At 60.4% G+C, this 26,392-nt stretch carries 23 protein-coding genes; 3 read left to right on the plus strand and 20 right to left on the minus strand.

The window, feature by feature from the left end:
• Positions 1-37 precede the first annotated feature (37 nt).
• A complete protein-coding gene (gene moaA / locus IPK17_RS26255; protein WP_343420653.1) occupies positions 38-1,048 on the plus strand; it encodes a GTP 3',8-cyclase MoaA in 1,011 nt (336 codons plus the stop codon).
• Here the strand turns inward: moaA and IPK17_RS26260 are convergent.
• The 7 genes from IPK17_RS26260 to IPK17_RS26290 form a co-directional block, all read right to left on the minus strand.
• A complete protein-coding gene (locus IPK17_RS26260; RefSeq protein WP_343420654.1) occupies positions 1,045-1,455 on the minus strand; it encodes a type II toxin-antitoxin system death-on-curing family toxin in 411 nt (136 codons plus the stop codon). The genes moaA and IPK17_RS26260 overlap by 4 nt on opposite strands.
• Positions 1,436-1,918 (minus strand): type II toxin-antitoxin system death-on-curing family toxin, encoded by a 483-nt coding sequence (locus tag IPK17_RS26265; protein ID WP_343420655.1) that lies wholly within the window; start codon positions 1,916-1,918, stop codon positions 1,436-1,438. The genes IPK17_RS26260 and IPK17_RS26265 overlap by 20 nt, the downstream gene beginning before the upstream one ends.
• Positions 1,919-1,921: 3 nt before the next feature.
• Complete coding sequence (locus IPK17_RS26270; protein ID WP_343420656.1) at positions 1,922-2,380, minus strand: response regulator; 459 nt, start codon at positions 2,378-2,380, stop codon at positions 1,922-1,924.
• 219 nt (positions 2,381-2,599) lie between these two features.
• Entirely contained in the window at positions 2,600-3,850 is a 1,251-nt protein-coding gene (locus IPK17_RS26275) for an MFS transporter (RefSeq protein WP_343420657.1), read from the minus strand.
• A 73-nt stretch (positions 3,851-3,923) separates the two neighbouring features.
• A complete protein-coding gene (locus IPK17_RS26280) occupies positions 3,924-5,450 on the minus strand; it encodes a class I adenylate-forming enzyme family protein (protein ID WP_343420658.1) in 1,527 nt (508 codons plus the stop codon).
• 2 nt (positions 5,451-5,452) lie between these two features.
• Positions 5,453-6,550, minus strand: coding sequence for a class III poly(R)-hydroxyalkanoic acid synthase subunit PhaC (gene phaC / locus IPK17_RS26285; RefSeq protein ID WP_343420659.1), 1,098 nt, complete (start codon positions 6,548-6,550; stop codon positions 5,453-5,455).
• Positions 6,547-7,578, minus strand: coding sequence for a poly(R)-hydroxyalkanoic acid synthase subunit PhaE (locus IPK17_RS26290; protein WP_343420660.1), 1,032 nt, complete (start codon positions 7,576-7,578; stop codon positions 6,547-6,549). Before IPK17_RS26290 ends, phaC begins: the two co-directional genes overlap by 4 nt.
• 209 nt (positions 7,579-7,787) lie before the next feature.
• Here IPK17_RS26290 and IPK17_RS26295 point away from each other — a divergent pair, with 209 nt between their 5' ends.
• Positions 7,788-8,408 (plus strand): LuxR C-terminal-related transcriptional regulator, encoded by a 621-nt coding sequence (locus tag IPK17_RS26295; RefSeq protein ID WP_343420661.1) that lies wholly within the window; start codon positions 7,788-7,790, stop codon positions 8,406-8,408.
• Between the two features lie 4 nt (positions 8,409-8,412).
• Here IPK17_RS26295 and IPK17_RS26300 read toward each other — a convergent pair whose 3' ends face one another.
• From IPK17_RS26300 to IPK17_RS26315, 4 genes are all read right to left on the minus strand, one after another.
• On the minus strand, positions 8,413-9,126 hold the full coding sequence (locus IPK17_RS26300) for a sulfite exporter TauE/SafE family protein (protein ID WP_343420662.1): 714 nt from the start codon (positions 9,124-9,126) through the stop codon (positions 8,413-8,415).
• Entirely contained in the window at positions 9,123-9,953 is an 831-nt protein-coding gene (locus tag IPK17_RS26305; RefSeq protein WP_343420663.1) for a TIM-barrel domain-containing protein, read from the minus strand. The genes IPK17_RS26300 and IPK17_RS26305 overlap by 4 nt, the downstream gene beginning before the upstream one ends.
• Positions 9,859-11,247, minus strand: coding sequence for a TIM-barrel domain-containing protein (locus IPK17_RS26310; RefSeq protein WP_343420664.1), 1,389 nt, complete (start codon positions 11,245-11,247; stop codon positions 9,859-9,861). Before IPK17_RS26310 ends, IPK17_RS26305 begins: the two co-directional genes overlap by 95 nt.
• Before the next feature lie 239 nt (positions 11,248-11,486).
• Positions 11,487-12,755: a lactate racemase domain-containing protein gene (locus IPK17_RS26315; protein WP_343420665.1), complete on the minus strand. Its 1,269-nt coding sequence runs from the start codon at positions 12,753-12,755 to the stop codon at positions 11,487-11,489.
• 112 nt (positions 12,756-12,867) lie between these two features.
• Here IPK17_RS26315 and IPK17_RS26320 point away from each other — a divergent pair, with 112 nt between their 5' ends.
• The gene (locus IPK17_RS26320; RefSeq protein ID WP_343420666.1) at positions 12,868-14,346 is read left to right on the plus strand and encodes an NAD-dependent succinate-semialdehyde dehydrogenase; all 1,479 of its coding nucleotides are present in this window, start codon (positions 12,868-12,870) and stop codon (positions 14,344-14,346) included.
• A gap of 117 nt (positions 14,347-14,463) precedes the next feature.
• On the opposite strand, the gene IPK17_RS26325 is transcribed toward IPK17_RS26320, so the two are convergent.
• The 9 genes from IPK17_RS26325 to IPK17_RS26365 form a co-directional block, all read right to left on the minus strand.
• The gene (locus IPK17_RS26325; protein WP_343420667.1) at positions 14,464-15,897 is read right to left on the minus strand and encodes a family 4 glycosyl hydrolase; all 1,434 of its coding nucleotides are present in this window, start codon (positions 15,895-15,897) and stop codon (positions 14,464-14,466) included.
• A 65-nt stretch (positions 15,898-15,962) separates the two neighbouring features.
• Complete coding sequence (locus tag IPK17_RS26330) at positions 15,963-16,628, minus strand: transaldolase family protein (protein ID WP_343420668.1); 666 nt, start codon at positions 16,626-16,628, stop codon at positions 15,963-15,965.
• Between the two features lie 13 nt (positions 16,629-16,641).
• On the minus strand, positions 16,642-17,694 hold the full coding sequence (locus tag IPK17_RS26335; RefSeq protein ID WP_343420669.1) for a carbohydrate ABC transporter permease: 1,053 nt from the start codon (positions 17,692-17,694) through the stop codon (positions 16,642-16,644).
• 12 nt (positions 17,695-17,706) lie between these two features.
• Positions 17,707-18,762, minus strand: coding sequence for a carbohydrate ABC transporter permease (locus tag IPK17_RS26340; protein WP_343420670.1), 1,056 nt, complete (start codon positions 18,760-18,762; stop codon positions 17,707-17,709).
• A gap of 72 nt (positions 18,763-18,834) precedes the next feature.
• Positions 18,835-20,118: an ABC transporter substrate-binding protein gene (locus tag IPK17_RS26345; RefSeq protein ID WP_343420671.1), complete on the minus strand. Its 1,284-nt coding sequence runs from the start codon at positions 20,116-20,118 to the stop codon at positions 18,835-18,837.
• A 51-nt stretch (positions 20,119-20,169) separates the two neighbouring features.
• Positions 20,170-21,510: an L-fucose/L-arabinose isomerase family protein gene (locus tag IPK17_RS26350; protein WP_343420672.1), complete on the minus strand. Its 1,341-nt coding sequence runs from the start codon at positions 21,508-21,510 to the stop codon at positions 20,170-20,172.
• A 171-nt stretch (positions 21,511-21,681) separates the two neighbouring features.
• Positions 21,682-24,363 (minus strand): hypothetical protein, encoded by a 2,682-nt coding sequence (locus tag IPK17_RS26355; RefSeq protein ID WP_343420673.1) that lies wholly within the window; start codon positions 24,361-24,363, stop codon positions 21,682-21,684.
• 147 nt (positions 24,364-24,510) lie between these two features.
• A complete protein-coding gene (locus tag IPK17_RS26360; protein ID WP_343420674.1) occupies positions 24,511-25,350 on the minus strand; it encodes an ABC transporter permease in 840 nt (279 codons plus the stop codon).
• Between the two features lie 25 nt (positions 25,351-25,375).
• Positions 25,376-26,368, minus strand: coding sequence for an ATP-binding cassette domain-containing protein (locus IPK17_RS26365; protein WP_343420675.1), 993 nt, complete (start codon positions 26,366-26,368; stop codon positions 25,376-25,378).
• Positions 26,369-26,392: the final 24 nt, after the last annotated feature.

Below are 26,392 nucleotides of genomic sequence, written 5' to 3' on the forward strand. Positions count from 1 at the left end.
ATTTGCTATCTGACTAGGGTTTACTGGATAGATTGGCATGACCCAACCTGTTGATCAATTTAAACGTCCGCTGCGTGATCTGCGCATCTCCGTGACCGACCGTTGCAATTTCCGCTGTGCGTACTGTATGCCCGCCGACGTGTATCACGAGAAATTTGAGTTCACCCCGCATGAGCAAATCCTCCGTTACGAGGAGATTACGCGCTTGGCGCGGATCGCCGTCGGCCTCGGCGTCGTCAAACTGCGCATCACGGGCGGCGAACCGCTCGTGCGCCGGGATATCGTGGAGCTGGTCGAACAACTCACCCACATTGACGGGGTCGAAGATGTCGCGATGACGACCAACGGGTCACTGCTGGAAGCCGTCGCGCAACCGCTCAAAGACGCGGGGTTGGCACGCGTCACGGTCAGCCTCGACAGCCTCGACAATGACGTGTTCCGGCGGATGAACGGCGGCAAGGCGGATGTCGCGCCCGTGCTGGCGGGCATTCGCGCGGCGGAACGCGCCGGAATGACGCCGATCAAGATTAACGCGGTGGTGCAGCGTGGTGTCAACGACCACACCATCGTCGACCTCGCGCGCTTCTGCAAAGATCACGGCTACATTCTGCGCTTCATCGAATTCATGGACGTGGGCACGCGCAACGGCTGGAAGCTGGATCAGGTGGTGCCTGCCAAAGAGATCATTCAGCGCATTGACGCCGAACTGCCGCTCGAACCGTTGGAGAGCAACTACTTCGGCGAGGTGGCCGAACGGCATCGCTACCGCGACGGCGGCGGGGAAATCGGCGTGATCGCCTCGGTGACACAGCCCTTCTGCGGCACATGTACGCGTCTGCGGTTGTCGGCGGATGGGAGCATTTACACCTGTCTGTTTGCGCTGCGCGGGGTCAGCCTGCGCGACCCAATGCGCGCAGGGGCAACCGATGAGGAACTGTCCGCCATCCTGGCCGGCGTCTGGAAGAAGCGCACCGACCGCTACTCGGAGATTCGCACCGAACAGACGGCGGCTGACAAGAAGGTCGAGATGTACTACATCGGCGGCTAATCGGTCGCGGTGTGCGGCTGAATGCGCGGCGCGAGCCACGCGGCAATGGCGGGGATATCGTGTTTGCCCTGCGCGATTTCCAGAATGAAAGCGTACTGTTCGGCGTTATCCCATTCCAGTTGATACCCGTTCTTCTCCAGAAACAGGATCAGCGCGTACATGGCCGTGCGCTTGTTGCCATCAGCAAACAGATGATGATACGCCAGTGATTGCACCAGACTGGCCGCTTTGTCGACCAGCGTGGGGAACTGCGCCTCGCCGAACAGCACCAGCTTGGGGCGCTGCACCGCCGAATTCAGCAAATTGATATCTCGCACAAAGGTGTGACCTTCGGTGACCGTGTCGTTGATGTTATAAATATCGGAGGCGGTCAGATACACCACCGGTCTAGCGTCGCTCAAGTTCATTCAGCAGCCACCGCTGTTCCTCAATGATTCGGGCGATATGGCGCATATCGGCGTCAGCATCGGGCAGCAGCGTGGGGGATTGCGCCTCTAATGGTAACCACTCGGCGATCTCTGGCACATCAAGCTCCCCTTCGGCGATCTGCAAAATCGTGGTCAGCGCCGCCGTCGGCTCCCAGACCACCCGCTCACCATTCACCGCCAGCATAAAGACTGCGCCCACCGTCGCCGTGCGCTTGTTGCCATCGGTGAACGGGTGATTGCGCGCGATGGAATGCAGCAGCGCCGCGGTTTTCTCGCGCAGCGTCGGGTAGGCGTCCTTGCCAAAGGCGCTGGCCGCGGGACGCAGCACCGCTGCCTGCAGCAGATCGATGTCGCGCACATGCCGCTTCCCGCTGGTGATCTGCGGATTTTTGAGGATCGTGCCGTTGATGTAGATGAGTTCGGAGAGCGAGAGATACCGCATAGCTTACTGCGGATCAGTCGGCTGAACGCGTTTGATCTGCGCGGCAGACCGGATGACTTCCAACAGGCTTCGGAGATCCGTCTGCTTGCTCAGGCAGGTCACAGCGCCCGCCTGCAGCGCCTCGGCGGCCAGTTCCTCGTCGTTGAATCCGGTCAGCGCGATGATATTGACCTGCGGTTGGTTCATGAGGATCGCGCGGGTGGCCTGAATGCCATCCATGAGCGGCATGACCACATCCATCAACACGACGTCGGGCTGCGTACGGCGGCAGGTCGCAATCGCTTCAAGGCCATTGCGCGCTTCGTCCACAACCTCAATATCCGGGCAGTGGCTGAGAAAGAAGACGTAGCCTTCCCGAACGAGGTGATGATCGTCCACAACCAGCACACGAATCGCGCTGCTGGACGCATTGAGCGCCAACGCCCGCGGATGTGCGGAACTCACATCAGATTGTAAGGACATAACGCACCTGAGTAGTTCAGATTAGTGCATCCAGTATAGAATTTTCCGCCAAGGTTGGAAATACGCAAACGGCGGGTTTATGCTCCGTCTTTCGATTAACCTTTTCGGCTAGTCCAAATGGGTAGGATGCAAGAGTCATGCAGGATTGAGGCGTTACAGCGTGGACAACTCTAATAACGCCCAAGCCATCCGAATGTCGCACAATTTATCGATAATTAACTATGTACTTACTGGCATAGGTGCAGCAGCGCGGCGCGTCGAGATACTGAGCGACAGCCCCGCGGCGATGAAGCCGAAAATTGCCGCCGACAGGAAAATGAGGTGGTAGTCGCCGAGCACATCCCGGAAGATGCCGCCCGCTTGCGCCGCGATCCCCGCGCCGATCATGTGTGAACAGAAGATCCAGCCGTAGATCGAGCCGAGTGAAGCGCGCCCAAAGCGGCGCGCCGTCAGGTTGACCGTGGGCGGCACGGTCGCTACCCAGTCCAACCCGTAGATCAGCGCAAAGATATACAGGTCACGGATTTCGATGATGAACGGCAGCGCCGCCAGCGAGAGCGCGCGCAGCCCGTAGTAAGTGGCCAGCAGCTTGCGGTTATCGTAGCGGTCGGTCAGCCAGCCCGAAGCCAGCGTGCCGACGATGTTCATCAGCCCCATCAAACTGAGCGCCGCCGCGGTTTCCACTTCGATGAAACCGTGTTCCACCGTATGTGGCAGCAAGTGTGTGCCGATCAAGCCATTGGTGGTGTAGCCGCACACGAAGAAGCTCAGCGCCAGCAGCCAGAAATCGCGCGTTCTGATCGCTTCGCGCAGCGGCGTCGACGCTTCGACGACCGCCGCTCCGGTGGACGTGACGGCTTTACCGCCCACTGGTTCAAGTCCCACATCGGACGGACGGTCGCGCATGAACAGCACCACCGGGACGATCAACACGCCGACGCCGACGGCAATCGTGCCAATCACGGCGCGCCATCCGGAATTCGTCGCCAGCGCAATTGCCCCGGGCACGAAAATCAACTGCCCTGCCGCCGCCGATGCCCCCATCAACCCGAGCACGAGGCCGCGGCGCGTGTTGAACCAGCGGTTCGCGACCGTTGCACCGAGCACGTTGGCGATCATGCCCGTGCCAATGCCGACGACCAGCCCCCAGAACAGGTTGAACACCCAGATGTTGGCCATCGACATAATCGGGATGAGGCCGAGAGTAATCAGCCCTAAGCCAGACGCCATCACGCGGCGCGGCCCAAAGCGATCCACCAACGCCCCTGCAATCGGCCCACCAAAGCCATACGCAAACAGGCTCAGCGCCACCGCGAATGACACCGTAGTCCGATCCCAGCCGAATTCCGCTTCGAGAGGTTTGATGATCACGCTCGGAATCGTGCGGACGCCCGCGGCAAACAGGAGGGTGAAAAAAGTAACGCCAACAATGATCCAGCCGTAGTGAATGGGCAGCCGCTTGATGCTCATATGAAAGTCCTCAGTAGGTTGTGACGAAGGCCATCTTAAGCGGATTTCAGCCGTCCGCGCAACCGTAATGGACTCATTCGGCGTGCGCGCTCAGATACTCGTCGCGCATCACCCGTTTGAGCGTCTTGCCCGCCGCATTGCGGGGGAATTCGTCCAGCACAAGCACCTCGCGCACCCGTTGAAAACGCGCCTCGACCCTCGCGTTGATCCACTCCCGGAGCGCGGCAGGCGCGATCTCCCCTTTCAGGCGTACCAGCGCGACCGGGCATTCGCCCCACTTGTCGTCGGGCACGCCGATCACCGCGGCCTCGGCGACCGCCGCATGCTGCAAGATGATCTCTTCAATATCACGCGGATACACGTTGACGCCGCCAGAGATGATTAGGTCTTTTTTGCGATCCACCAGATACAGAAAACCGTCTTCGTCGACGTAGCCTAAGTCACCGCTGAACAGCCACCCGTTGCGGATCGCCTGCTCGGTCAGGTCGGGGCGTTTGTAATAGCCCGCCATCAGCAGCGGGCCATTGCCGACGATTTCGCCCACTGTGCCCGGCGGCACATCCACGCCCTGATCATCCACGATGCGCAGTTCCATCATCGGCGGCGGCACACCCACCGAATTGAGCTTGCGACTTAAATCGTATTTGTCGAGGATCGTCATGAAACCTTCGGTCAGACCGTAGAGCTCGATCAAGCGACCGGGCAGCTTGGCTTGCAGCAGCTCTTTGTGCGGCAGGTGCAACGGCGCGCCGACCGAACCGAGCATCTCCAGTGAGCCGAGCGTTTCCTCGTTGAAGCTCGAGGATTGCAGAAGCTGCACAATCTGCGACGGCACCAGTTTGATGTGCGTCACCCGTTCGCGCTGAATAGTACGCAGGGTTGATCCGACCTCAAAGTGATGATGCAGAATGTAGGTTGCGCCCATGTAGAAGGCGGGCATCAGCGTGAGGAAGGAGCCATTGAAGATGATCGACCCCGTATGGAGCACAACGCTCTCCGGCGCAATGCGGTACGCCGCGCCGAAGACCAACCCGTACAACACGCGAATGCGGTGGGTCAGCACAATGCCTTTGGGCAGGCCAGTCGTCCCGCTGCTGTAGATGATGTTATACGGATCATCCGGGTGAATCTCGATGCCCGTCGGGTTGGTATCCGGCACATCCGTCACCAGCGCGCGGTATGGCGAATAACCGGGCACATCCTCGGCATCGATCAGGAAATAGCGATCCGGCTGAATCTGCGGCAGATCACCCCGCAGCGGGTCGAGATGCTCGACAAACGCGCGCTCCGTCACCACCAGCGCCGTATCTGCGTCATTGAGCAGGCGCGCCAAGCCCTGCCCGCGCAGCAGATTGCTCAAAGGCACGACGACCACGCCGATCTTCGCCGCCGCCCAGTAGACTTCCAGCAGTTCGAGCGTGTTCGGCAGAATCGTCGCGATCTTGTCGCCTTTCGCGATGCCCGCGCGCAGCAGCCCATGCGCCAAGCGATTGACGCAGCGGTTGAACTCGGCATAGGTGAAGCGCTGCTCGCCATAGATCACGGCGAGGTGATTCGGTCGATACAAGGCATGGCGATTGAGGATAACGGCCAGATTCACGGTTAGTTCCTCGCCTTGAGCCAGTCAACAATGGCCTGCGGAAGCTGCTGCTGCACGCGCGCGCTCACATACATGCCGATATGCCCGACCGGAAATGAGACTTCGGTATAGTCAGTACTGGTCACTGCTCGCGCCAGCGCCTGACTCGACTTCGGCGGCACCAGATGATCTTTCTCGGCGTACACGTTCAGCACGGGCATCGTGATCTGCTGAAGGTCGACACGCTGCTCACCAATCGCGATCTGCCCCTTAATCAGCCCGTTTTCGATGTAGAAGTGGCGCACAAATTCTGCCCACGCCGCCCCCGCCTGATCGGGGCTGTCGAAAATCCACTTTTCCATGCGGAGAAAGTTGGTCGAATGGGCCGTGTCGTCCAGCGTGTCCAGCAGCGACAGGTATTTTTGGAGCCCCAGTTCGAACGGTTTGAGCATCAAAAAGCCGAAATTCATCACATCGCCGGGGATGTTGCCGAGCGCCTCGACCATCTTCTCCGGCTGAATCGTCGGCATGCTGCCGCTCGCGCCCATCCACAGGTTGAGCAGCCCGTCCGCGACGTGGCAATCGACCGGAGCGACCATCGTGATCAGGTTGGCGATCTTGTGCGGGTTAAGCGCGGTATAGCACAGGCTGAATGTGCCGCCCTGACAGATTCCGATCAGGTTGATCTGCTCAATCTTGAGCGACTGCCGCAGGTAGTCAACGCAGTCGTTCATGTAGCCGTTGATGTAATCGTCCAGCGACAGCCAGCGGTCGTTGCGCTGCGGGTAGCCCCAGTCGATGAGATACACGTCGAGGCCAAGGTCGAGCAGCCCGCGCACCAGCGAGCGATCCTCCTGCAAATCGATCATGTATGGTCGGTTGACCAGCGCGTAGGTGATGAGCACCGGGGGTTGCATCGGCGCGGCGACGCGCGGCGTGTAGCGGAAGAGCGTCACTAGGTCATCATGATACACGGCGGTTTTCGGCGTGATGCCAACCAGCACGTCCTCGGTGCGAACTTGACTGAGCGCGCGTACCCCGTCAGCGGCGCGGCGGCTCATCTCGACCAATTCAGCGGCGATCTGTTCGGAGGACAGCGCGAGTGGGAATTCGGGGATCATTCGGCGGCTCCCTTCAACTGCGCCTTGAGCGCGGCTAACTCGCGTTTGAGTTCGCGCATTTCTTTGCGCAGTTCGTGGATGCGGCGGTGCGCCTCGTCGATCTCGGTGCGCGTCGGCAGGTCAAACATCTGCATGAAGCGTTCGTTGACGGCCTGCTGGCGCTTGCGGTACTCGATGATCGTTTGCACGAGCCGCGACTGCACGCGAATGTAGTTCTCGGTCAGGAAGGACTGCTTGAAGCTGTTATCGGCGACTGCGCTCCACCGATTGAGCAGATCGCGCACACTTTCCAGCATTTCACCTGATTCGAGGAGGCGCACCAGATCAAACATGAACTGTTCGAAGGCGGCGCACCACGTCTCCGAGAGGATGGCATTGTAGTCATAGAGCGCCTGCTGCATGTCAATCCAGGCGGCAAAGGCAAGGCGTAGGCCGTCGTCAATGTCGCGCGTCCAGAGCGCCGTCGGCAGCGTCACCAGCTCGCCGAACGTTTTCTGGTACGCTTCCCACGCCATCTCGCCGGACGCGCCATTCCCGTTGGCGACCTTCTCGCGATCTTCCATCCACGGTTTGCCAAACGATTGGCTGTCTTCGAGAAAGGCCGTCCACAACTGCTGATACGTCCCGGCGGTGTGCAGGCCCTGCGTCGCCGCCTGCAGCGTCTGCGTCTTCACCCAGTTCATCTGTTCACGGAGGGCAAAGTGCCAGTCACCGCCCGCTTCGAGCACGGGGAGCAGACTGCCCCAGATGCGCAGTGTCATCTCCAGCAAGCGGACGACGCTCGTCTGGCTGATAAACAACTTTTCGGCGGCCTCGCGGGCAGTGGGATCAGCGTCAAAGGCCATGGCGCGAATCCCCTGCCGAATTGCGTCGGTCGAGGCGTCAAGCATGGCCGACGCAAATGGGGAAGTGTTGCGGTAAAAGGGAGCTTGAGCCTGCTGCGCGATGCGTCCCCACGCATCGAACATCTGCGTCTGCGCGTCTCCCCAAATCTTCAAGAGCGCGGCGTTCTGCGCCTGCCAATCCATACTATTTGTTCCTGAATAAGTCTAAAAGGTCACGCTGCCCTCAGTGATACCATCTGCTGGCAAACGTGGCTAGTCTAAGCTATATTGACATTGGTATCAAACACACAAATCGCTGATTTTGAGCATACGGCGCGATACCAACCGCAGCAACCCGCATTCAGGTAGCGGCATGCCCACCCAAAGATGTAGGGTCAAAAACAGTTAGGCTTATGGACGAGAAGATTTATGTCGCCCTGATGGACGACCACCCCGTATTCTTAGAAGGCTTTGCCCAACTTCTCGCCCACACCCCTGACATCGTGGTCGCCGGTACGGCGGACACGCGTGCCGCCCTGCTCGCGCTCGTCGCCAGCCTACGCGTCGATGTGATCGTGCTCGACCTGCTCATGCCCGACCCCGGTCTGCTCGTGCTCGACGAACTGCGGCGGCGCAATGTGACCGCGCGCGTGCTTATCCTCAGCGGCTGCGAAGACATCCACGAGATCCGCTCGGCCATGCAGCGCGGCGCGGAAGGCTACGTCTTCAAGTCGCAGCCCTTCCGCCAGATTCTCGACTCCATCCGGCAGGTGGCGCAGGGCCAATTGATCTACCCGAAGATCGCGCAGCCCCTGTTCAAACAGCCCGCCAAGAAAGATGAACTCTCGCAGCGCGAACTGGAAGTCCTTTCGTGCATCGCCTCCGGCCTGACCAATTCGGAGATCTCCGAGCAGTTGGTCATCAGCCGCAACACGGTCGGCTTTCACATCAAGAGCATTTTCGCCAAACTCGGCGTGAACAACCGCACCGAGGCGACGATCTGGTTCTTCAAGCACCGCTCCTCGTTCGAATAGCCGCTCACGGCAGCAGCATCTTCACGCCGATCACCAGCAGCACGACCAGCACGATTTTGCGGAATACCTTGTCATCAATGTAGCGATCCAGAATGAACCCCGTGAACGCGCCGAGCAGAATCATCGGCAGTGCGATCAGGTAATTACCGAGCACATCGACCGTCACATGCCCGGCGGCAATGTGCGCGACCACCACGCTCGAAGTGTTGACCATCAACAGAACCTGCAGATTGCACTTGAACTGCGGCGGCGACCACTGCTGGCTCACGCCGTAGATCACATACGGCGGGCCGCCGGTGTTGTAAGCGCCGTGCAGCAGCCCGGAGATTAAACCGAAGGCATAGGCCCAGTTCGCGTTCTTGATCGGCGGGATTTTGGGCGCGAACAGGCCGTAGAGCGAATACCCGATCAGGATGATGCCCAACACGGTGAGAATAAGCCGCTGGTCAAGGTGCGAGAGCGCGAGGATGCCAATCGGAATGCCAACGAGCGCGCCGGCGACCAAGCGCCACAGGCCATGAAAGGTCAGTGCGCGGTAGTAGCGCATCAGCATGATCACCTGCGTGGTGATCGACATGAGGGAGACGAGCGTGGCCGCTTCCAGCGTGGGCAGCACGCCGATCAGCAGCGGCATGGCGACCAGCGCCAAGCCCGACCCGCTGATCGCCTGCGTGAGAATCGCGAAGTAGACGATGACGGCGATGACGAGTGCGCTCACACCGCACCTTTGAAGTCGATGTTCCAGCGGCGCTCAAAGTCGGTGAGGGACGGACGTTCATAAATTATCTCGGGTCCCCGTGCAAACACGGGGATGTACTCCAGAGGCGCAGGCACGTCGATGGTCTGCCCGCCGCTGTGCCATTCGCCGGTATAGAGGTCCCGCCAATAATGATTGCACGGCAAATAAATCCGCCGTGTCCGTGCTTCCGGCTCGTAAACGGGGGCGATGAGCAGTTCGTCGCCCAGCAGATATTCGAAATTCGCGTTTAGCGCGTCGGCGCTCAAGTCTTCCAGCAGCACCGGGGTGACGTACGGTTGACCGCTGGCGGCGCTCGCCTGCATCAACGAATTGAGATACGGGATGAGCTGGTAGCGCAGTTTGATCGCCTTGCGGATGCCCGGCAGTACTTCGGGATACATCCACGGCTCGTTGACGTTCCCGCCTGCCTTCCACGAGTGAATGGCGAAGCGCGGCATGAAGATGCCCGCCTGTACCCAACGAAGGAACAATTCCGGATCGGGGAGCGGCCCGTGAAACCCGCCGACATCGTGCCCGACGTTGGGAAAACCGGACAGGCTCATGCCTGTGCCCATGGGGATATTCCATTTGAGCGTGTGCCACGAGGTGTAGTTGTCACCCGACCACGTCTGCGCGTAACGCTGCACGCCGGGGCAGGCCGAGCGCGTGAGCACGAATGGGGTTTCGTCGGGTTTGTATTCCTGAATCGCCTCATAGGACGCCCGCGCCATGAGCAGCGTCTGCAGCGGGCGACCTAAGCCGAGGCGAAATGGCTGACCGAAACCCGTCACAGATTGCGTCGTCATCCCACAGGCCGAATTCGTTGTTGTCGTTCCACATCGCGTCGACGCCGTAGGCGAGAAGCTGCTCGGTGACTTTCGCCTTCCACCAGTTGTAGCCCGCCTCGCTGGTGAAGTCGATGTACGCGCCGTACGCGCTCTCGCCGTCGCCCGCACTCCACATCATGGTCAGCGCCGGTCCGCCCGTGTCCGGGTCCTTGATAAAACCGCCAATCTGTCTCACTTCCTCAAAATTGGGGTGCGTGGTCAGCAGGTGCGGCTTGATGTTCGCCGCCACCTTGATCCCTGCATCGTGGAAATACGTGGTCATCGCGGCGGGATCGGGTACGCGCGAGCGATTCCATGTGAAGACATTGCGCCGCCCTTCCGGATCGGTGCTGTAGCCGGACGACAGGTGGAACATACTGCACGGGATGTCGAATTCCTGACACTTATCGACAAATTCCTTGAGCTGTTCCTGCGCATCGGGGGCTTCGGTGTATTTCATGGTCGAGCCGAGATAGCCGAGCGACCAGTCCGGGAAGGGTGCCGGGTAACCCGTCAGCCGCGCAAACGTCCGCGTGATTTCTGGGATGTTTCGCCCATGGATCAGGTAGTAGTCAAGGTCGCCATCCTGCGCGCTGTAGTAGTGATAGCTGCCCCAGAAGGCGTCCAGTTCCTTGCCCATGTCAAACGTCGTGATGGCGAGATTGTCGTAGATCAGGCCGTAGACGTGGCCGCGCTCCGGTTGGTTGGTGATGTAAAGCGGATAATGCTTGTACAGCGGATCACCCGTTTCGGCGTTGTAATCGGCGGCGTCGAGCGGTTTGAGCGTGATGCGCTGTCCGTATTTGTCGAGCGGGCCTGCCGTTTCCCCAAAGCCGTAATAATGCTCGTCGCTCCGCCGCTCCATGTAGTGATAGATCGCGCGCCCGGTGCGGTCATAGGTGTACGCCCGGCCTTTGTGATCGGCGGCGAAGCGTTCACCCGTCGTCCTAAACCATTCGAGGCGCAGATCGTCGAGGTGGATGACGACCTTCAGCGCATCCGTTTTGAGCGTAGCCGTATCGCCATCACGGTGAATGGAGAGTTGATCGAGTGGCAGCGACGGGATCGCGTCGCGATGCAGCCCCTCACGCGGAAATTCGCCGTGCGCGCCGATCATCCATGTGCGGTCAAGGCGCGGCTGACCTTCCGGATAGAGGCGCACGCGGATGATATGGTGATCGATGACGTTGAGGATCAAGCGTTCGCCGCGTTCGCCGATGAATTCGAGCGGGTTGGTGGTCGGGGTAACTTTGTGAACCGTTGTGAGGCGCATAAGTATCCAAATCGCTAGGTAGGTTTGAATAGAAAGGTCGGTATAAGTCGGGACGAGGCATGGTGTATTGGTCAGACTCCGACCCCACCCCCGGCCCCTCCCCGAATTCAGGGAGGGGAGACAACACTGCTCGCAATTCCGCCCCTCTCCCCGCTTGCGTGGGAGAGGGGTTGGGGGTGAGGGGTTCTTAACCACCTTCACGCCTTATCCTCGGTGAACAGACAGCGCGGGCGCTGTTCTTACGTTGGCCGTACCCGGTACAGCATTTCGCCCGACTTGGGCACATAGAGCTGACCAGCGCCTTCGAAATCGCGCGGGTCGATGCTCGCTAGGTCAGCGTAGCCGAGCGACAACCGTTCCGTGTCAGCCCGCGAGATGGCGGTCGCCAGCGTCACCTGGATGCGCCCATGCTCGAGCCCATTCACAAAAGTGCCGCTGCCGCGTAGATGCGTGCCGTGCGCCAGCACACCAAGCGGAATGTGCTTGAACCGCTCCCACTGTTGCAGGTAGTAGTCGCGCACGTGATAGCCCGCCTCAAAGATGGACTGGCCATGCACATGGCTGACCGTCGCCAAATGCGGCGCATACACAATGATCTCGCCGCCGTCGCGCACCGCCGGGTCGAGCTTGTACATGGCTTTGGCCGCCGTCCACAACTCATCGTACATGGTGTGCGGATACGACAGCACGCGATCCAACGGCTGGTCCAGCCACGTGATGTGCCGCTCCGACGACAGATCGGCGGCGGCTGACCACGCACTCTCGTGATCGCCAATAAACAGCCCCGCGAGCGCGTCTTTCTGCTCGCCGTGGCTGACGACCACCAGACTCAGCAGCGTGATCGGCGTGGGCACGAGCGCCGCCGCCGCATGGACCATCCGGCGCACCGGCGTGTCTTTGATGCCGATGATGTTGAGGATCGTCATCAATGCGCCGAGCCAGTGCGTCACATTGATCATCTCCGCGCCGGAAATGCCGGGGAACAGGTATTTCGCGCCACCGGAGAAGCCAATGACTTCGTGCGGAAAGGTCGGTCCGATGATGAGGATACGGTCATAGTCGCGGATGCGGCGGTTGATGCGGATCGGTACGTCACCGCCGAGCGACGGATGCCACACGTCCCCGGCCAGCGCCTTAACCTGATCCTGCGTGATAGTACCAATCTCTACGAGCGCATCGGGGTTCTGCCAGTCGTGATTGAGCAGGCCGATATGCTTGTACAGGGTGGCGCGCTGGCCGGCAGTGATGCCGAGCAGGTGGTGAATGGCGTCATCAGTCATCGGCAAGTGCGTGCCGAGCGCGACCATGAAGTCAAGCTGGCGGGTGTCGCGCAGCGCATCGACGATCAGCGGGAACAGCGTGGGCAGCGGAATCGTCCGCGTGTGGTCGGGGATCAGTGCCAGCACCTTCGCGCCTGTGAACTTGCCGGCCAACCCGGCATACACCGTTTCGCGGATGACGACATTCGTCAGCACCTGCCCCGGCGCAGCCTGCTGCGCGATCACCATGGGGGCACCCACTGTAATAGCCTCGTCATGTTTATGCCTTGCAACTTGCGCTAAACTTATGCCTAAAGTCCCGATTATAACACCGGAACGAATCCTTATTCAGGAGTGCAAAATGCAGCTTGATTTGGCTCAAATCACCCATCAGATGCTCGATGGGGTCCAGTACGGCAATTTGATCAACGGCGAATTTCGCGCGGCGGCGAACGGCAAAGTCTTCGACGTGACCAACCCGGCGACGGGCGACCTCCTGCTCAGCGTCCCCGATGCGGGCGCGAGTGACACACTGGCTGCTGTCGATGCCGCGTATGCCGCGCTCCCCGGTTGGATGGCGACGCCCGCCGCCACCCGCGCGGATCTGCTGCGGAAAGCCGCTGCGCTCATGCTGGAACGCCGTGAACGCTTGGCGACGATCATGACGCTGGAGCAAGGCAAGCCGATGACGGAATCGCGCGGCGAGATCGCGTATGCCGCCAGCTTCCTGACGTGGTTCGCGGGTGAAGCTGAACGCATCTACGGAGATATCGTCCACAATTCCGCGCCGAACAAGCGCATTTTCGTCTTCCGGCAGGCGGTTGGCGTCGTGGCGCTGATCACGCCGTGGAACTTCCCGGCAGCCATGCTCACGCGCAAGCTTGGCCCGGCACTCGCCGCGGGCTGCACTGCGATCTGCAAGCCCGCCGAGCAAACGCCGCTCAGCGCGCTTGAACTCGGGCGCATCTTCCAGGAAGTCGGCTTCCCAGCAGGTGTCGTCAACATCCTCGCCGCCAGCGACCCCCTTCCCTTCTCGGATACGATCTTCGCGGACGACCGCGTGCGCAAAGTCTCGTTCACCGGGTCGACTGAAGTCGGCAAAATCCTGATTCGCAACTCGGCGGCGACCGTCAAACGCATGTCGCTGGAACTTGGCGGCAACGCGCCGTTCATCGTGTTCGACGACGCGGATTTGTCCGCCGCGGTGACAGGCGCGATCGCCTCGAAGTTCCGCAACGCCGGGCAAACCTGCGTGTGCGCCAACCGCATTTTCGTGCAGCGCGGCATTTACGACCAGTTCGCCGATCTGTTCGCCGCCAAGACATCGGCGATGAAGGTCGGCAACGGTCTGCTGCCGGACACGGTGATCGGGCCGCTGATCGACCTACCCGCGCGGGAGAAGATCGAGCGTCATGTCTCCGACGCGAAGGCGCACGGCGCGGACATCATGCTTGGTGGTCTGCCCTACCCGGAAAACCCGTCAGGTACGTTCTGGACGCCCACCGTCATCCGCAATGCCTCGTCGGATATGCTGGTCGCGCAGGAAGAGACGTTCGGCCCGGTCGCGCCGCTCATCCCGTTTGACACCGAAGACGAAGTGCTCGCCCAAGCTAACGGTACACCGTTCGGCTTGGCGAGCTACTTCTATACGCGCGATGTCAGCCGCGTCATGCGCGTCGCCGAAAAGCTGGAATTCGGCATCATCGGCGCGAACGACGCGCTGCCGTCCGTTGCCCAAGCACCTTTCGGCGGGGTCAAGCAGAGCGGTTTAGGTCGCGAAGGCGGCGCGGTCGGCATTGACGAGTATCTCGAAGTCAAGTACCTGTCGCTGGGGTTGTAGCCACTATTTTGCTAGACGATTTCCTGAACACATGTAGGGGCGCACCTGTGTGTGCGCCCTCGACGAACGGGCAGACACATAGGTCTGCCCCTACACACAAACACACAACTTCGTCGTCTATACTACAAATTCTTTATCCCGGTGGAACTGCGGCAGATACTCTGCGAAATCCTTCAGAATATCGTCGAGAATCGCCCGTGCCTGATCGATATCGGTGACCATCGGATCGAGGAACAGCGCTTGCAGCGCGAGATCCCGGTCCCCCGTCGCCGCGGCTTCGACCACGATCTTGCTGCGATTCAGCTCACGGCGGCACAGCTCGGCAATCCCTTCGGGCAGCGCCGGGAAGTTCAAGCCTTGAATGCCCATGCCGGAGATCACGCCGGGGACTTCGATGATCGCATCGGCGGGCAGGTTCGGGATCAGACCGCCGTTGTTGGGAATATTCAACTGGTGGGCGTAGTAGTTGTCGTTGTAGACCAGCGCCTCGATGATCTCCGGAACGGGTTCTTCGAGAATCGAGAAGCGGCGCAGGTTCTTGAGTTCATTCACGTCCATCTTGCCGTCAACTATCGCATGTGCCAGTTCCCAACGGGCGGCGCGGCGGCGGCGGTTGCCTTCCCAACTTTGCAGCTTCAGCTCGTACTTGTCCCACGGCTTGGTGATCGGATCGCTGACCACGTTGAGGTATTCGCACATGTGGCTGTCCCCCGCCGTCGGCATCATGCCGAAGATCTGGAAGATTTCGCGCGAAAGCGGCTCAAAGTCTTTGCGATAGCTGTGCAGCCAGCGTTCGCGCAGAAGCGGGTATAGGTCTTCGCCCGTGTGCTTATCGCGGATGTCGTACACCCACGAGAAGTGATTGATCCCCGCCGCCTTGATGTCGAGGTGTTCGAGCGCCGCCATCGCCACCGGGATGAAATTCGGCATGTTGTCGGCATCGGTGTGAACGTGGAAGTGCTCGGGAATCGGGATGTCCCAGCGATCCGCGAGAATGGCCGCCGCCATCGCGTAGCCCCACAGCAGTTGGTGGCACAGGCCGAGCACCTTGACGTTGGTGTAACGGTGTACCGCGTAGCTCAGGCGAATGAGGGGATTGGTCAGGTTGAAATACCACGCGTTCGGGCACAAGCGTTCCATGTCGCGGGCGATCTCGACAATCGGCGGGAGGTTGCGCGCGGTGTGCGAGAACGCGCCGGGGCCGCCATTCTCGGCGTAGGGCTGACGCACGCCATGCCGCAGCGGAATCTGCCAGTCCATCTCCCAGACTTTTTCGCGTTGCCCCACCTGAATCGACACGATGACGAAATCTGCGCCCGCCATCACTTCAGTGCGCTCGGTCGAACTGGTGATGGTCATGCCCGCGTCCCACGCCTGATTCATCTTGTTGGCCAGCGCGACCATCGTGCGCAAGCCCTCTTCGTTGGTGTCTACGAGCGCGAGTTCCGACCCGCGCAGCCGCGACGAGCCCATAATGCGCGCCAGCGCGCCCAAACCGAAAATGGCGCTGCCCGCGCCGATCATGACAATTTTTGGAAGTTTAACAGCCATTTTGGAGTGTCCTATCATCAAAGAGGCGCACGGGCGTGCGCCTCGACGTAACGAGTACTGGAGGATTATTCGTAAGGGGTCTTGTCCCAGAAGCCCTGAAAGCGCCCCAGACCGAGATCGGTATAGGGGTGGGCGAAGGCTTCTTTGTACACATCAAAGCTGGTCGTGACGATATCCGCGCCAATCGCGCCCGCAAAGGCAATCTGGCGGCCATTGCGCACTGCCGCCACGAGGATTTCCGTCTCGTAGAAGGCGTTGTTGCGGATCGATACGAGGTCTTGGATGAAGACATCCGTGTCTTCGCCATTACCCTCTTTCCACGCAATGAACGGCGACACGAGATGCGCGCCCATCCGCATGGCCTGCAAACCCTGCACGGGCGAGAAACACAGCGTCAGATTGGCGCGGATCCCCTCCTCTTTGAGGACTTTGCACGCCTTAAAGCCATGCTCGGTGCACGGCATCTTGATCACGAAGTTCGGTGACAGCTTGGCCAGCTTGCGCCCCTCGTCTACAATCGCCTGATAATCGCTGTGGTTGTGCGGGTTGGTCTGCACGGAGACAGGTTTATCCGTTCCGGCGAACATCTCGCCGATCTCCTGAATCACGCGCATGAACGGCTTGCCCGACGCCTGCACATGGCGCGGATTCGTCGTTACCCCGTCAATATCCCACATGTCAATCGCGTAGCGAATTTCGTCGGTAATTGCGCTGTCGAGAAAGAATTTCACTTGACCTACTCCCCTATTTCATCCCGGTGGTGGCAATCCCACTCGTGATGTACTTCTGCAAGAAAGCGAACACCAGCGTGATCGGCAGCAGCGTGAGCACCGTCATCGCCAGCACCAGATTCCACTGCACGTTGAGTTCCCCCTGGAACGACCGCAGCCCAATTTGCAGCGTAAACAACTCGTTGCGGCTCAACACGATGAGCGGCCACAGGAAATCGTTCCAGCGCCACATGACTGAGAAAATCGTCAGCACGGCGAGCGCCGGGCGCGCCAACGGCAGGATGATCTGCAAATAGATGCGCCACTCGCTCGCCCCATCGATGCGCGCCGAGTCGATCAGCTCGTCCGGGATGGTCAGCATGTACTGGCGCAGCAGGAACACGCCGGTCGGGGTCGCCGCCGCGGGGATGATCACTCCCAACAGGTTATTATTCCAACCAATGCGCGTGATCACGAGGAAAACGGGGATCAATATGACGGACAGCGGCACCATCAACGTGCCAATCGTCATAAACATGATCGTGTCCCGCCCACGGAATTGATACTTGCTCAACGCAAACGCCGCCATACTGTTGATCAGCAAGGTTAGGAATGTCGCCACTACGGTGACGATCACGCTGTTCCACAGATAGCGGGCAAAATCGAAGCTGGTGATCCCGGCCTGATAGTTCTCCAACCCGAAATACACATATTCTATCGGTGTGCGGTTGGCGATGGGCACGCGAATCACTTCAGTCGGGTTGGCCGGGTCGACCATCTGGGCTTCAATGCCCACGCGGCGCACCTGCGCGAGCTGACGCGTCGTGCCATCCTCCATGGTGACGTTGTAGAGCGCCAACGGATCGGCGTAACCATCGACAGTCACCGTTTCCTGCTGGTACGGCAGCAAGCGCGGCGGAAAGCTCAGAATCTCAGTCTGCGACTTGAATGACGACAGCACCAGCCACACGACCGGACCGAACATCATCAACGTGCCGAGCATGAGGTAGAGATACGTCAGCAAATCGCTGTAGCTCAGGCGCTTGCGTCCGCGGGTGTTGGTGAGGTAATCGAGCACCATTCTCATCAAAGTTTCCCCTTACGTCGCTTCGCTGCGGCGACCAAGCCACAATTGCACGGCGGTGAGCAGCAGCAAGATGAAGGCCATCACCAGCGAGGCCGCCGATGCTAAACCATACTGGTTCTGCTGGTTGGCAAAGCCAATCGTGTAGATGTACTGCACCATGTAAGTGGTCGCAGTGCCGGGACCGCCACCCGTAAACGCAAACACCTGATCGAAGATTTGCACCGCCCGGATCAGCGAGAGCACGACCACGACGAACATGGTCGGCATGAGCATGGGCAGCGTGATACTGCGGAACGACTGCCACGGGTTCGCACCGTCAATCGACGCCGCCTCGTACAGTTCGCCGGGGATGGCCTGTACACCCGCCAGCAGAATCAGCGTGTAGAAGCCCATCTGCGCCCACACGCTGATCACGACGACCCACGCCTGTGCCCACTGCGCAGTGAGCAGGAATGGTTGGCGATCACCGCCTAAACCGACGATCAGCGCGTTGAGCAGGCCATCCTGCTGCAAAATCCATTTCCAGATGAGCGCCACGACGACGGGCGAGAGCAGCACGGGATAGAAGAAGGCGCTGCGAAAAAACCCGCGCCCGATCATCCCTTTGTTGAGTGCCAGCGCGGAGATGAGCGAAAGTAAAATCGTCAAAGCCACCTGCGCGACCACATAGCCGCCCGTGTTCATCATGGCACGCCAGAAGATATCGGCGCGGCAGGTATTCGGGTCAAGGAAATTGCCGCAGGTGAACAGCGTATTCAGATTCTCCAACCCCACATACGGGCGCTGTTCGGGGAACAAATTCGTCCCACCCGTAAAGGCATAGTAAAAGTTGAGCAGCATGGGGAGGAGGATGAAGATCGCAAAAATCAATAAGTTGGGCAGCACAAAAATATAGGCCATGCCGCGCACGCCCACCGCGTTTTGCAGCGGGTGCATGAGGAAGTCGACCACGTTGATGATGACCTGATACAGCTGACCGAGCAGCCATGTGATCGGACTGAAGAGTGTGCGCAGTGAAAACCCGGGCCGGTGCGGTCGGCGGTCGGATGCGCGGGCAGTTGAAGCCATACGCTCTATCCTGAACTTGGAGGGCGGTGAGAGGAGTGGGGCAAGGCGCAACCCTTGCCCCACTGGGTGATCTTAGCTAGCCGCCGCCGCTGCCAGCGCTGCATCCACATCTTCCTGAATGCGCGCAATTGCGTCGTCCAGCGTCAGTTCGCCCGTAATGGCCTGCGTCAACCGGTCGCGAATCGGGTTGTTGATCGCGAACGCCTGCCCCTCATACTGGAGCCGATATGCCTGATCGCTCAGTTTGAGCGCTTCGGCAGCGAACACCTGCAGCGACTGCTGCGCGGCGGGCAGTTCGGTCTGGTAATTCAGTTCACCGAGATTCTGGTGAGCAGGGATGAACAGCGTCCGTTCTGAGAATTCACGGTACACATCCGCGCTTGCCAGATAATCCATGACGCGCGCGACTTCTTCGGGGTGTTCGGTCTGTGCGAACGCGACGAACGCCGTACCACCGGGCATGCCCGTGCTGCCGCCCTCACCCGTCGGGTTTGGCACTGCTTCCCAGTCAAACGCGTCGCCGATATTCGTAGCGAAGTTGCTAATTTGCCAGCTACCGGACATATAGACCGCCAGTTCGCCGCTGATGAAGAACGGCGCGCCCGCTGCATACGTGCCACCCGAACCGACCCAGATTTCCGCGGGGGTCAGGCTGTTGGTGTGCCAGTCGAGCAGGAGCTGCGCGAAGGTGCGGAAGCCGGGGGTGTCAATCGTGACGGTGCCATCTTCGGCGAAGAAGGTCGCGCCAGAGCTGAACGCGGGGCCAGCCACACGGTGACCGCTGCGGTCAATGGCGATGGCGTTCACGCCCGTCGCTTCCGCGACGGCGGCGGCGGCGTCCGTCCACTCTTGCCAGGTGACGGCATCGCTGCTGTCGCTCGGCACGTCCACACCCGCCTGTTCGAACAGGGTGCGATTGATGAACGGCCCGGTCACCGTGAACTGATTCGGGAAGCCATACAGGGCGTCGCTTTCCTCACCGGGTTCGCGCAGCCACTGAAGAACGGCCGCCGGGAAGCTCGCATCCCAGTAGGCCGGGTCGGCCACGTACGGACGCAGATCGAGGTAGAAACCACGATAGCGTTCGCCCGCCGTCACACGCGCCATGTCGGGCGCTTCACCGGCTTCGACCTGCAGCGGCAGTTGATCGAGGATGGTCTGGTAGGGAACAGTATCCACGATCACCTTGATATCCGGGTTCTCGGCTTCGAACCGATCCAGCAAGTCGCGCAGCACGGTGCCTTCGTTGCCGTCGTCGTACCATGCGATACGCAGCTCAACAACGTCCTGCGCCTGCACGCCCAGCACTCCAACGATCAGGAGCGCCAAAACTACAAGTACTCCAAACTTCTTCATGGGTAACAACTCCTCAATAAATTGCAACAACGATCCAGAAACAACTGCGGTTTACAGTTGTAGAACTGGCAAGCCCAGCATATTCGCCAAAATCACTAATTCTGCGGTGTAGTCGCCATAGGTGATTGAGATGTGATGTTCTAGTCCTTCGGTGAGAATCGTATCCAATGCGTGCTGCGAACCGCCGTCAACGCGCACTAAGCCCGTCGTGCCAGAGAAAGCGCGGGGCGCGCGCACCACCTCGCCGCGCCCGACGACCAGTCGGTATTCGCCGGTCGCTTCGCTGAGGCGGGCGATGGTCACAATGCCGGGCTTGAGCGGGAACTGCATGAGCAGTGGCAGCTTACGGTTACTGTGAATCGTCGTTCCGGGCGCTTCGTCGCCTTCGGTGTCCGCCATCGAGAGCGGCGCAAGGCCACAGTGCCACAAGACCAACGCATCCCGCTCTTGGTCCAGCGAGACGACATCGCTGCCGAACGCGGGTTCACCGCTCAAAGCTTGCAGCATCAGGCTCGTGATCGTGCCGTTGACGTCGGCTTCGCAGCTCGACGGGGTTTGCTCATCATTCAGCATGGACATGGCGCCACAGGCCGCGCAGCCGAGTTCAGTGAAGAATTCCGGCCAGCAGCGCACCGCGTAGCCGCTCAGGTTATCGCGGCGGGCGCGGTCTTGCAGTGTGACATAGGCGCCGAGCGTGCCTTTGACGGCCGTTTGATCAAGTTCGCCAAGTCCGGTGACGCGGGTCGCGAGCCGATCCGCCGCGGCCTGCACGAGCTCAGGATCGGCGGCGCGCGCCTCGACAAACGCCTCATTTTGCAGGTCGATCTGCACAATATCGACGCCAAAACGCGCCTTGAGGTCGACGACATCCATCAGGCAGGTGTCAAAGCCCGCCGGGTTTTCACCCACGCGTCCGATCCGTGCCGTGCGCAGTTCACGTCGGGCGACCGCCGCTCGGGTGTACCGCTCAACCTTGCTGAGTGCCGCCGGATCTTCGGGGGCGGCGTAGATCGTGCCATAGCGATAGCGCGCGCGGGTCAGCGCGTGCCCACCGAGGTTGATGCCGCACAGTGAATTGAGGCGTAAGCGTCCGCCTGTGTGCTCTTCGGGCACTGCCCACAACAGCAGCGGCGCATCGACGGTGTGTACGAGCGCCATGACCATCGTGCTGTCGGCAAAGGTCGCCTGAAAGACGATCAGCAAATCGGGTTGCAGCGCAGCGAGGTCTTCCGCGGCGGCGGCGGCCTGTTCAAGGGTCGTAACGGCTTCAGCTTGTCCAAGAAGGGTGTGGCCAGCGGCAGTGAGTGCCGCCCGCGCGCGCTGCGTCATCTCTTCGGCGAGAGGAACATCAAACGTCGTGCGGATGATCGAAATGAAACCGAGTTTACCCATAAGCTCTTTTCACAATAATTACTGAAAATCATCAGCGGATTATGTCTTAGGACGTGAAGATGCGCAAGCGATAAGCACGCCTTTGCCCGGGTAATCCCTGGGAAAAGCTGTTAAGGGATGATTAAAGTTAGCCGTATCGGAACCCGCTCACTGCGACCCGACACACCCGCTCTAGAGCACCCCGCCATTCCGCAAGTCCAGCGTAAGCGCCTCGCCATCGTGGGTGATCGTCATGATGTCGGCATCCATCGGCGTGAGCGTGTACAGGTTACGGTAGTGCACTTCGGGATACCGATAGGCTTCACCGTGGACAGTCGAGACCGCTTGCCAGCGGCACGTCATCGTCAGTTCCTCGTGCGCGGGATCCTGCCACGCGAGCGAGTCGCGATCGCCCACGGGCTGCTTGGCCTGCAAGATCGCGCGGCAGAACTCGTCAAAACCACCGGGAAACAGCCCCGCTTTGCGCCCCACATAGCTGATCCACGCTTCACCCGCGCCTGTGCTGCGCAGTTCCTGATACGCATGGCGACCGCGTTCCGTCAGGCGCAAATCGCTGTCACCCCACAGCGCGACATACCCCTCACCTACGCGGGCAAACGCCCATTGTCCAAGGATTCGCCACTCGTCAAAGGCCTGCGTCGGGAAATAGGCATGCGTGAAGCCGAGGCCAACTTGCGGATCGACGTGGTACAGGCACATCACCGTGCGCCCCCACATCTCGACATGCGGCAGGCGCACCGACCCCGCCCAGAAGTTGGGGCGCGCGTTGCCATGTTCCTGACTGTTGCCGGGATACGTGGTGAACACGCTCGCCTCCGGGCTGAGCGTCGCCTGCCACAAATGCTCCTGAATGCCGAATTCGCCCGCCCGGTGCTGCACCGCCGCCGAAAGCATCACGTCCGGCGATTTGTAGGTGATGGTGCGCACGTCCCACTCGTCGCCGCGCATGTCGAACTGCGGGCGGAACTGTTCACGGGAACGAGACTCGGTGTAGACCGTGCTGATCACATCTGCGCCAATGCGCTGGATCACCTCCGGCACACGGTAATTGCGTGCGAGCGCGAGCAGCCCGGTGGCGCGCGTTTCACCGTTAAAAATACCCATGCCCCAGGCGATACGTCCGAGGCTCGACGTGTTTTCCACCCGGGCTGACTTGAGTCCGGTCACATAGCAGCGACCGTGCGTGCTGCCATGCACCCCGCGATACGATTGGCACGCGAGCAAGAAGAAAATCTTGTGCAGCAGCGCCGTGCCCATGTCACGCAAACGCGGACTATCAGCATAGTCGACCAGTGCCAGCATCGCGAAGGCATCCAGCGTCATATAGGCATTCGAGTCCCATTCGGAGAAGTTGCCACGCAGCCGCGTGAGAATCCAGCGTTCGATACGCCCGCGCGCGCGGTTCATCTGCTGGCGCCCCGTCCACCCGCTGTTGGCAAACACCTGCTCCGGCGCGCGCTGTCCCGCCAGATACGCTGCGACGTGGAAGAGAATCTGGTGATTCTCGGTGAAATAGCACATCGCGTCGAGGCCCGGCTCGTCTATCCAGTACTTGAAGTTGTGGAAAGCCGTCTCAATGCGCTGGCGATCCTCCGGTTTTAGCGCGTGCGGGAAGCGGTAGAGGAGCGCCAACAAACCGATGGCGTAGAAGTCGGCACAATCGTAGCGATTTTCCATGAAATGGCAGGCCAGCGCGACCGCTTCGGACGACACGCGCTCGACCTTACCGAGTTCAAGCGCGGCCATCGCCGCCGGGATATCGTAGGGCATGGCGGCGAGATGTTCGAGCGCTTCGCGCCGCCGTGAGTCGTAATCACCGTAGGGGGCGCGGCTGAAGGCGTTCTTGCCCGCCCAGATTTCGCGGTGAATGGCGAGCGGCGTGCCATCAGCGGGAGACAGGGTTAAGCCAAGACTGTTCTCACCCGGCATGCCCGACATCCCGGCGGTGACTTCGGTCAAGATCGGCAGTTCGGCGCGTTCGCCGGGCTGAAGTGTCAGGCGCGCTGATCCCTGTGGTCGCTTGACGCGCGCCAACTGCGCGAACACGTTTTCCGGAATCGGCAGTTCGATCTTCGCGTCGAAGCTAAAGGGCGCAGCGGCCTTGTCGTCGAGCCAGATATGACCTGGCAGGTTGATGAAGGCGAACTGCTTGACCAGAAGGTTGTTGAGTCCATCTTCGGCGGTGTGCCATTGTTCGGCGGGGATGCCCCCAATCGGGATGCAGATCTGGAGCGCAGGAGCATCGAGGAGGCGCAGACCAATGGCTAGGCGGGCTTCACGCCAACCGAGCATGTCGCCCTGCACATAGACTTCGTTCAACCCGGCGTTGAGCGTGAGCGTCACCGGGATGCGCTGCACTTCCACATAGCTGAACTCGTCGGCGTAATGCTCCACCAGCGCACCGTTCACGTACAGGCGCGCGGGGCCAATCGTGATCAGCTCGGCGCGGACAGTTCGGACGGTATCCGCCTCAACTAGCGCGAACGTCCAACCTTGCATGAGCGTGGGCGAAAAGTTGAACAGGCTGAAGTCGATAACTTGATCTTCTTCGGCAGTTTTGTACTGCCAGCGCTTCCCGCCGATGCCTTCAGCATGCAGGGTAGGCGGTGCATCTGGTGTCCATGTGAACGAGGGCAGCGCGCCATACACCCGCCGCTTCACCTTCTTCGACGCGCCCGACCATGCCCAATAATTCAACACCCAGCGTCGACCGTCCCCAAACGGCGATCCATCCTGCTGGATGACACGGTTGAGGGTGTCCAGAATCGGCGTGGTGACCGGGCCACAAGTCAACCAGTGGCGGATTGAACCATCAGGATCGAGGGGATAACGCGCATAATTTTCGGTCGCCATATAACAACATCCTATGCAATAAATTCAGTCTACGGCGAAATTATACGGCGCACCGTGGCGAGATGCGACAGGCGACAACCAGCGCCAACAAAAAGTCGGGATATGGCGACACCATACCCCGACCACATGCTCAGGCAAACACGCCGACTACTTACGCTTGGTACGCGCCTTGAGGCTGCTGAAGGCGAACGCGTAGAGCACCACCGCCATCAGCGCAATCGCGCCGAGGCCGCGCAGCAGGATTTCCGTGTCCCACCCCGTATTGATGATGCCGCGCATCGCTTCGAGGATGTAGGTGATGGGGTTGTAAGTCGCCGCCACCTTGATCCAGCCCGTGAGCAGGCTGAGCGGCACAAACGTCGCCGTGAGGAAAGAGAGCGGGAAGAACAGGAAGCCAGCGCCCTGCGTCGCACCGGCGCTGCCAGAACGGAGCGCCACGCCGATGGTGAAACCGGAGAACGCCAGACCCAGCAGCATCGAGAAACCGAGCACACCGAGGATGCCGGGCAGGCCCGTCGCGGGTTCCAGCCCCATCACCAGCGCGATGACGATCAGGAGCGAAGTCTGCACGCCGAGCAGGATCGCACCTGCAACCATCGGGCCGAGGACAACCGCCACACGGCTGACGGGCGTGAGCATCAGCTTATCGAAGTAGCCATTCTCGATGTCGCGGACGATGCTTTGCCCAGCGACGCCCGCGCCGGAGAGCGCCGCGCTCACCACTGACAGCGGCAGGATGAAGCCGAGATAGCTCTGGCCGCGCAGGAAGAAGTTCGCCGCGCCGCTCAGGGACGCTTCATAGACGAACAGGAAGAACACGCTGATGATCAGCGGCGGCAGGATGACGGCCGGCACGCGAATGTTCGTGATGAGCGTACGCCACATCATCATGCTCACCTGCGTCAGGAACGGCGCGCTGGTGGCGGAACGAGTCCGGCGTAAAGCGCCGACGGCGCTGGTCGTTGTGGGGTTAGAAATCGCAGTCATGTCTCAGTTCTCCATTCCGATAAAACTAGGCGGTCTTCTTCTGGCGGCGGTTGGTGGGCTTAACGGCGGGCTTGTCATCCATTTCGAAGCGCTGGCCAGTCACCTGCAGGAACACATCGTCGAGCGTGGGCGTGGTCAAGGTGAGCGCAATCGGGTCGAGGTTGCGCGCGCTCAGGCGGTTCATAACGGTCGGCACGATTTGCGCCGCACCATTGCGATACAGACGCAGCGTCTTGCGATCCACCTGCACGCGGTCGAACATTTCGGTGAGCTCGTCCTTCGCCGATTCGACGTCGTCGACTTCCTTAAAGGTCACGTTAATCGATTCGCCACCAAGCGCGGCCTTGAGCGCCTGTGGTTGACCTTCAACGCGAATTTGCCCACGGTCGATGATGGCGACACGATCCGCCAGTTCGTCGGCCTCTTCGAGGTATTGGGTGGTCAGGAAGATAGTCATGCCATATTCGCGATTCAGGCGGCGCACTTCATTCCACACATCGCGGCGGCTGGCTGGGTCGAGACCGGTCGTCGGCTCATCGAGGAACAGCACGTCCGGACGGTGCACCAGCGCCAGCGCGAGGTCGAGACGGCGGCGCATACCACCGCTGTACTTGCCGACCGGGCGATCCGTCACATCCGACAGCTTGACCAGTTCCAGCAGTTCGACGGCGCGCTCACGAGCACCCTTGCGGCTTTCACCGAACAACTGCGCCTGAATGGTCAGCAGTTCCATCGATTTAAGCAGCGGGTCGAGGCCAATTTCCTGCAGAGCCACACCAGACACCCGGCGCACATCCTGCGCTTCTTTTTCAACATCGTAACCGCCGACCGTGGCGCGCCCACCACTGGGCAGCGCCAGCGTCGTTAACATCTTGACCGTGGTCGATTTTCCCGCGCCGTTCGGGCCGAGAAAGCCGAAGATTTCGCCGGAGTCGACCTTGAATGAGACGCCATCGACAGCCATGAAATCGCCATACCGCTTCACCAACTGCTCGACGATAATTTCCCCGTTAGCCATACTGTGATCCCTCTATCGTTCTGC

Source organism: Candidatus Flexifilum breve, assembly GCF_016713355.1.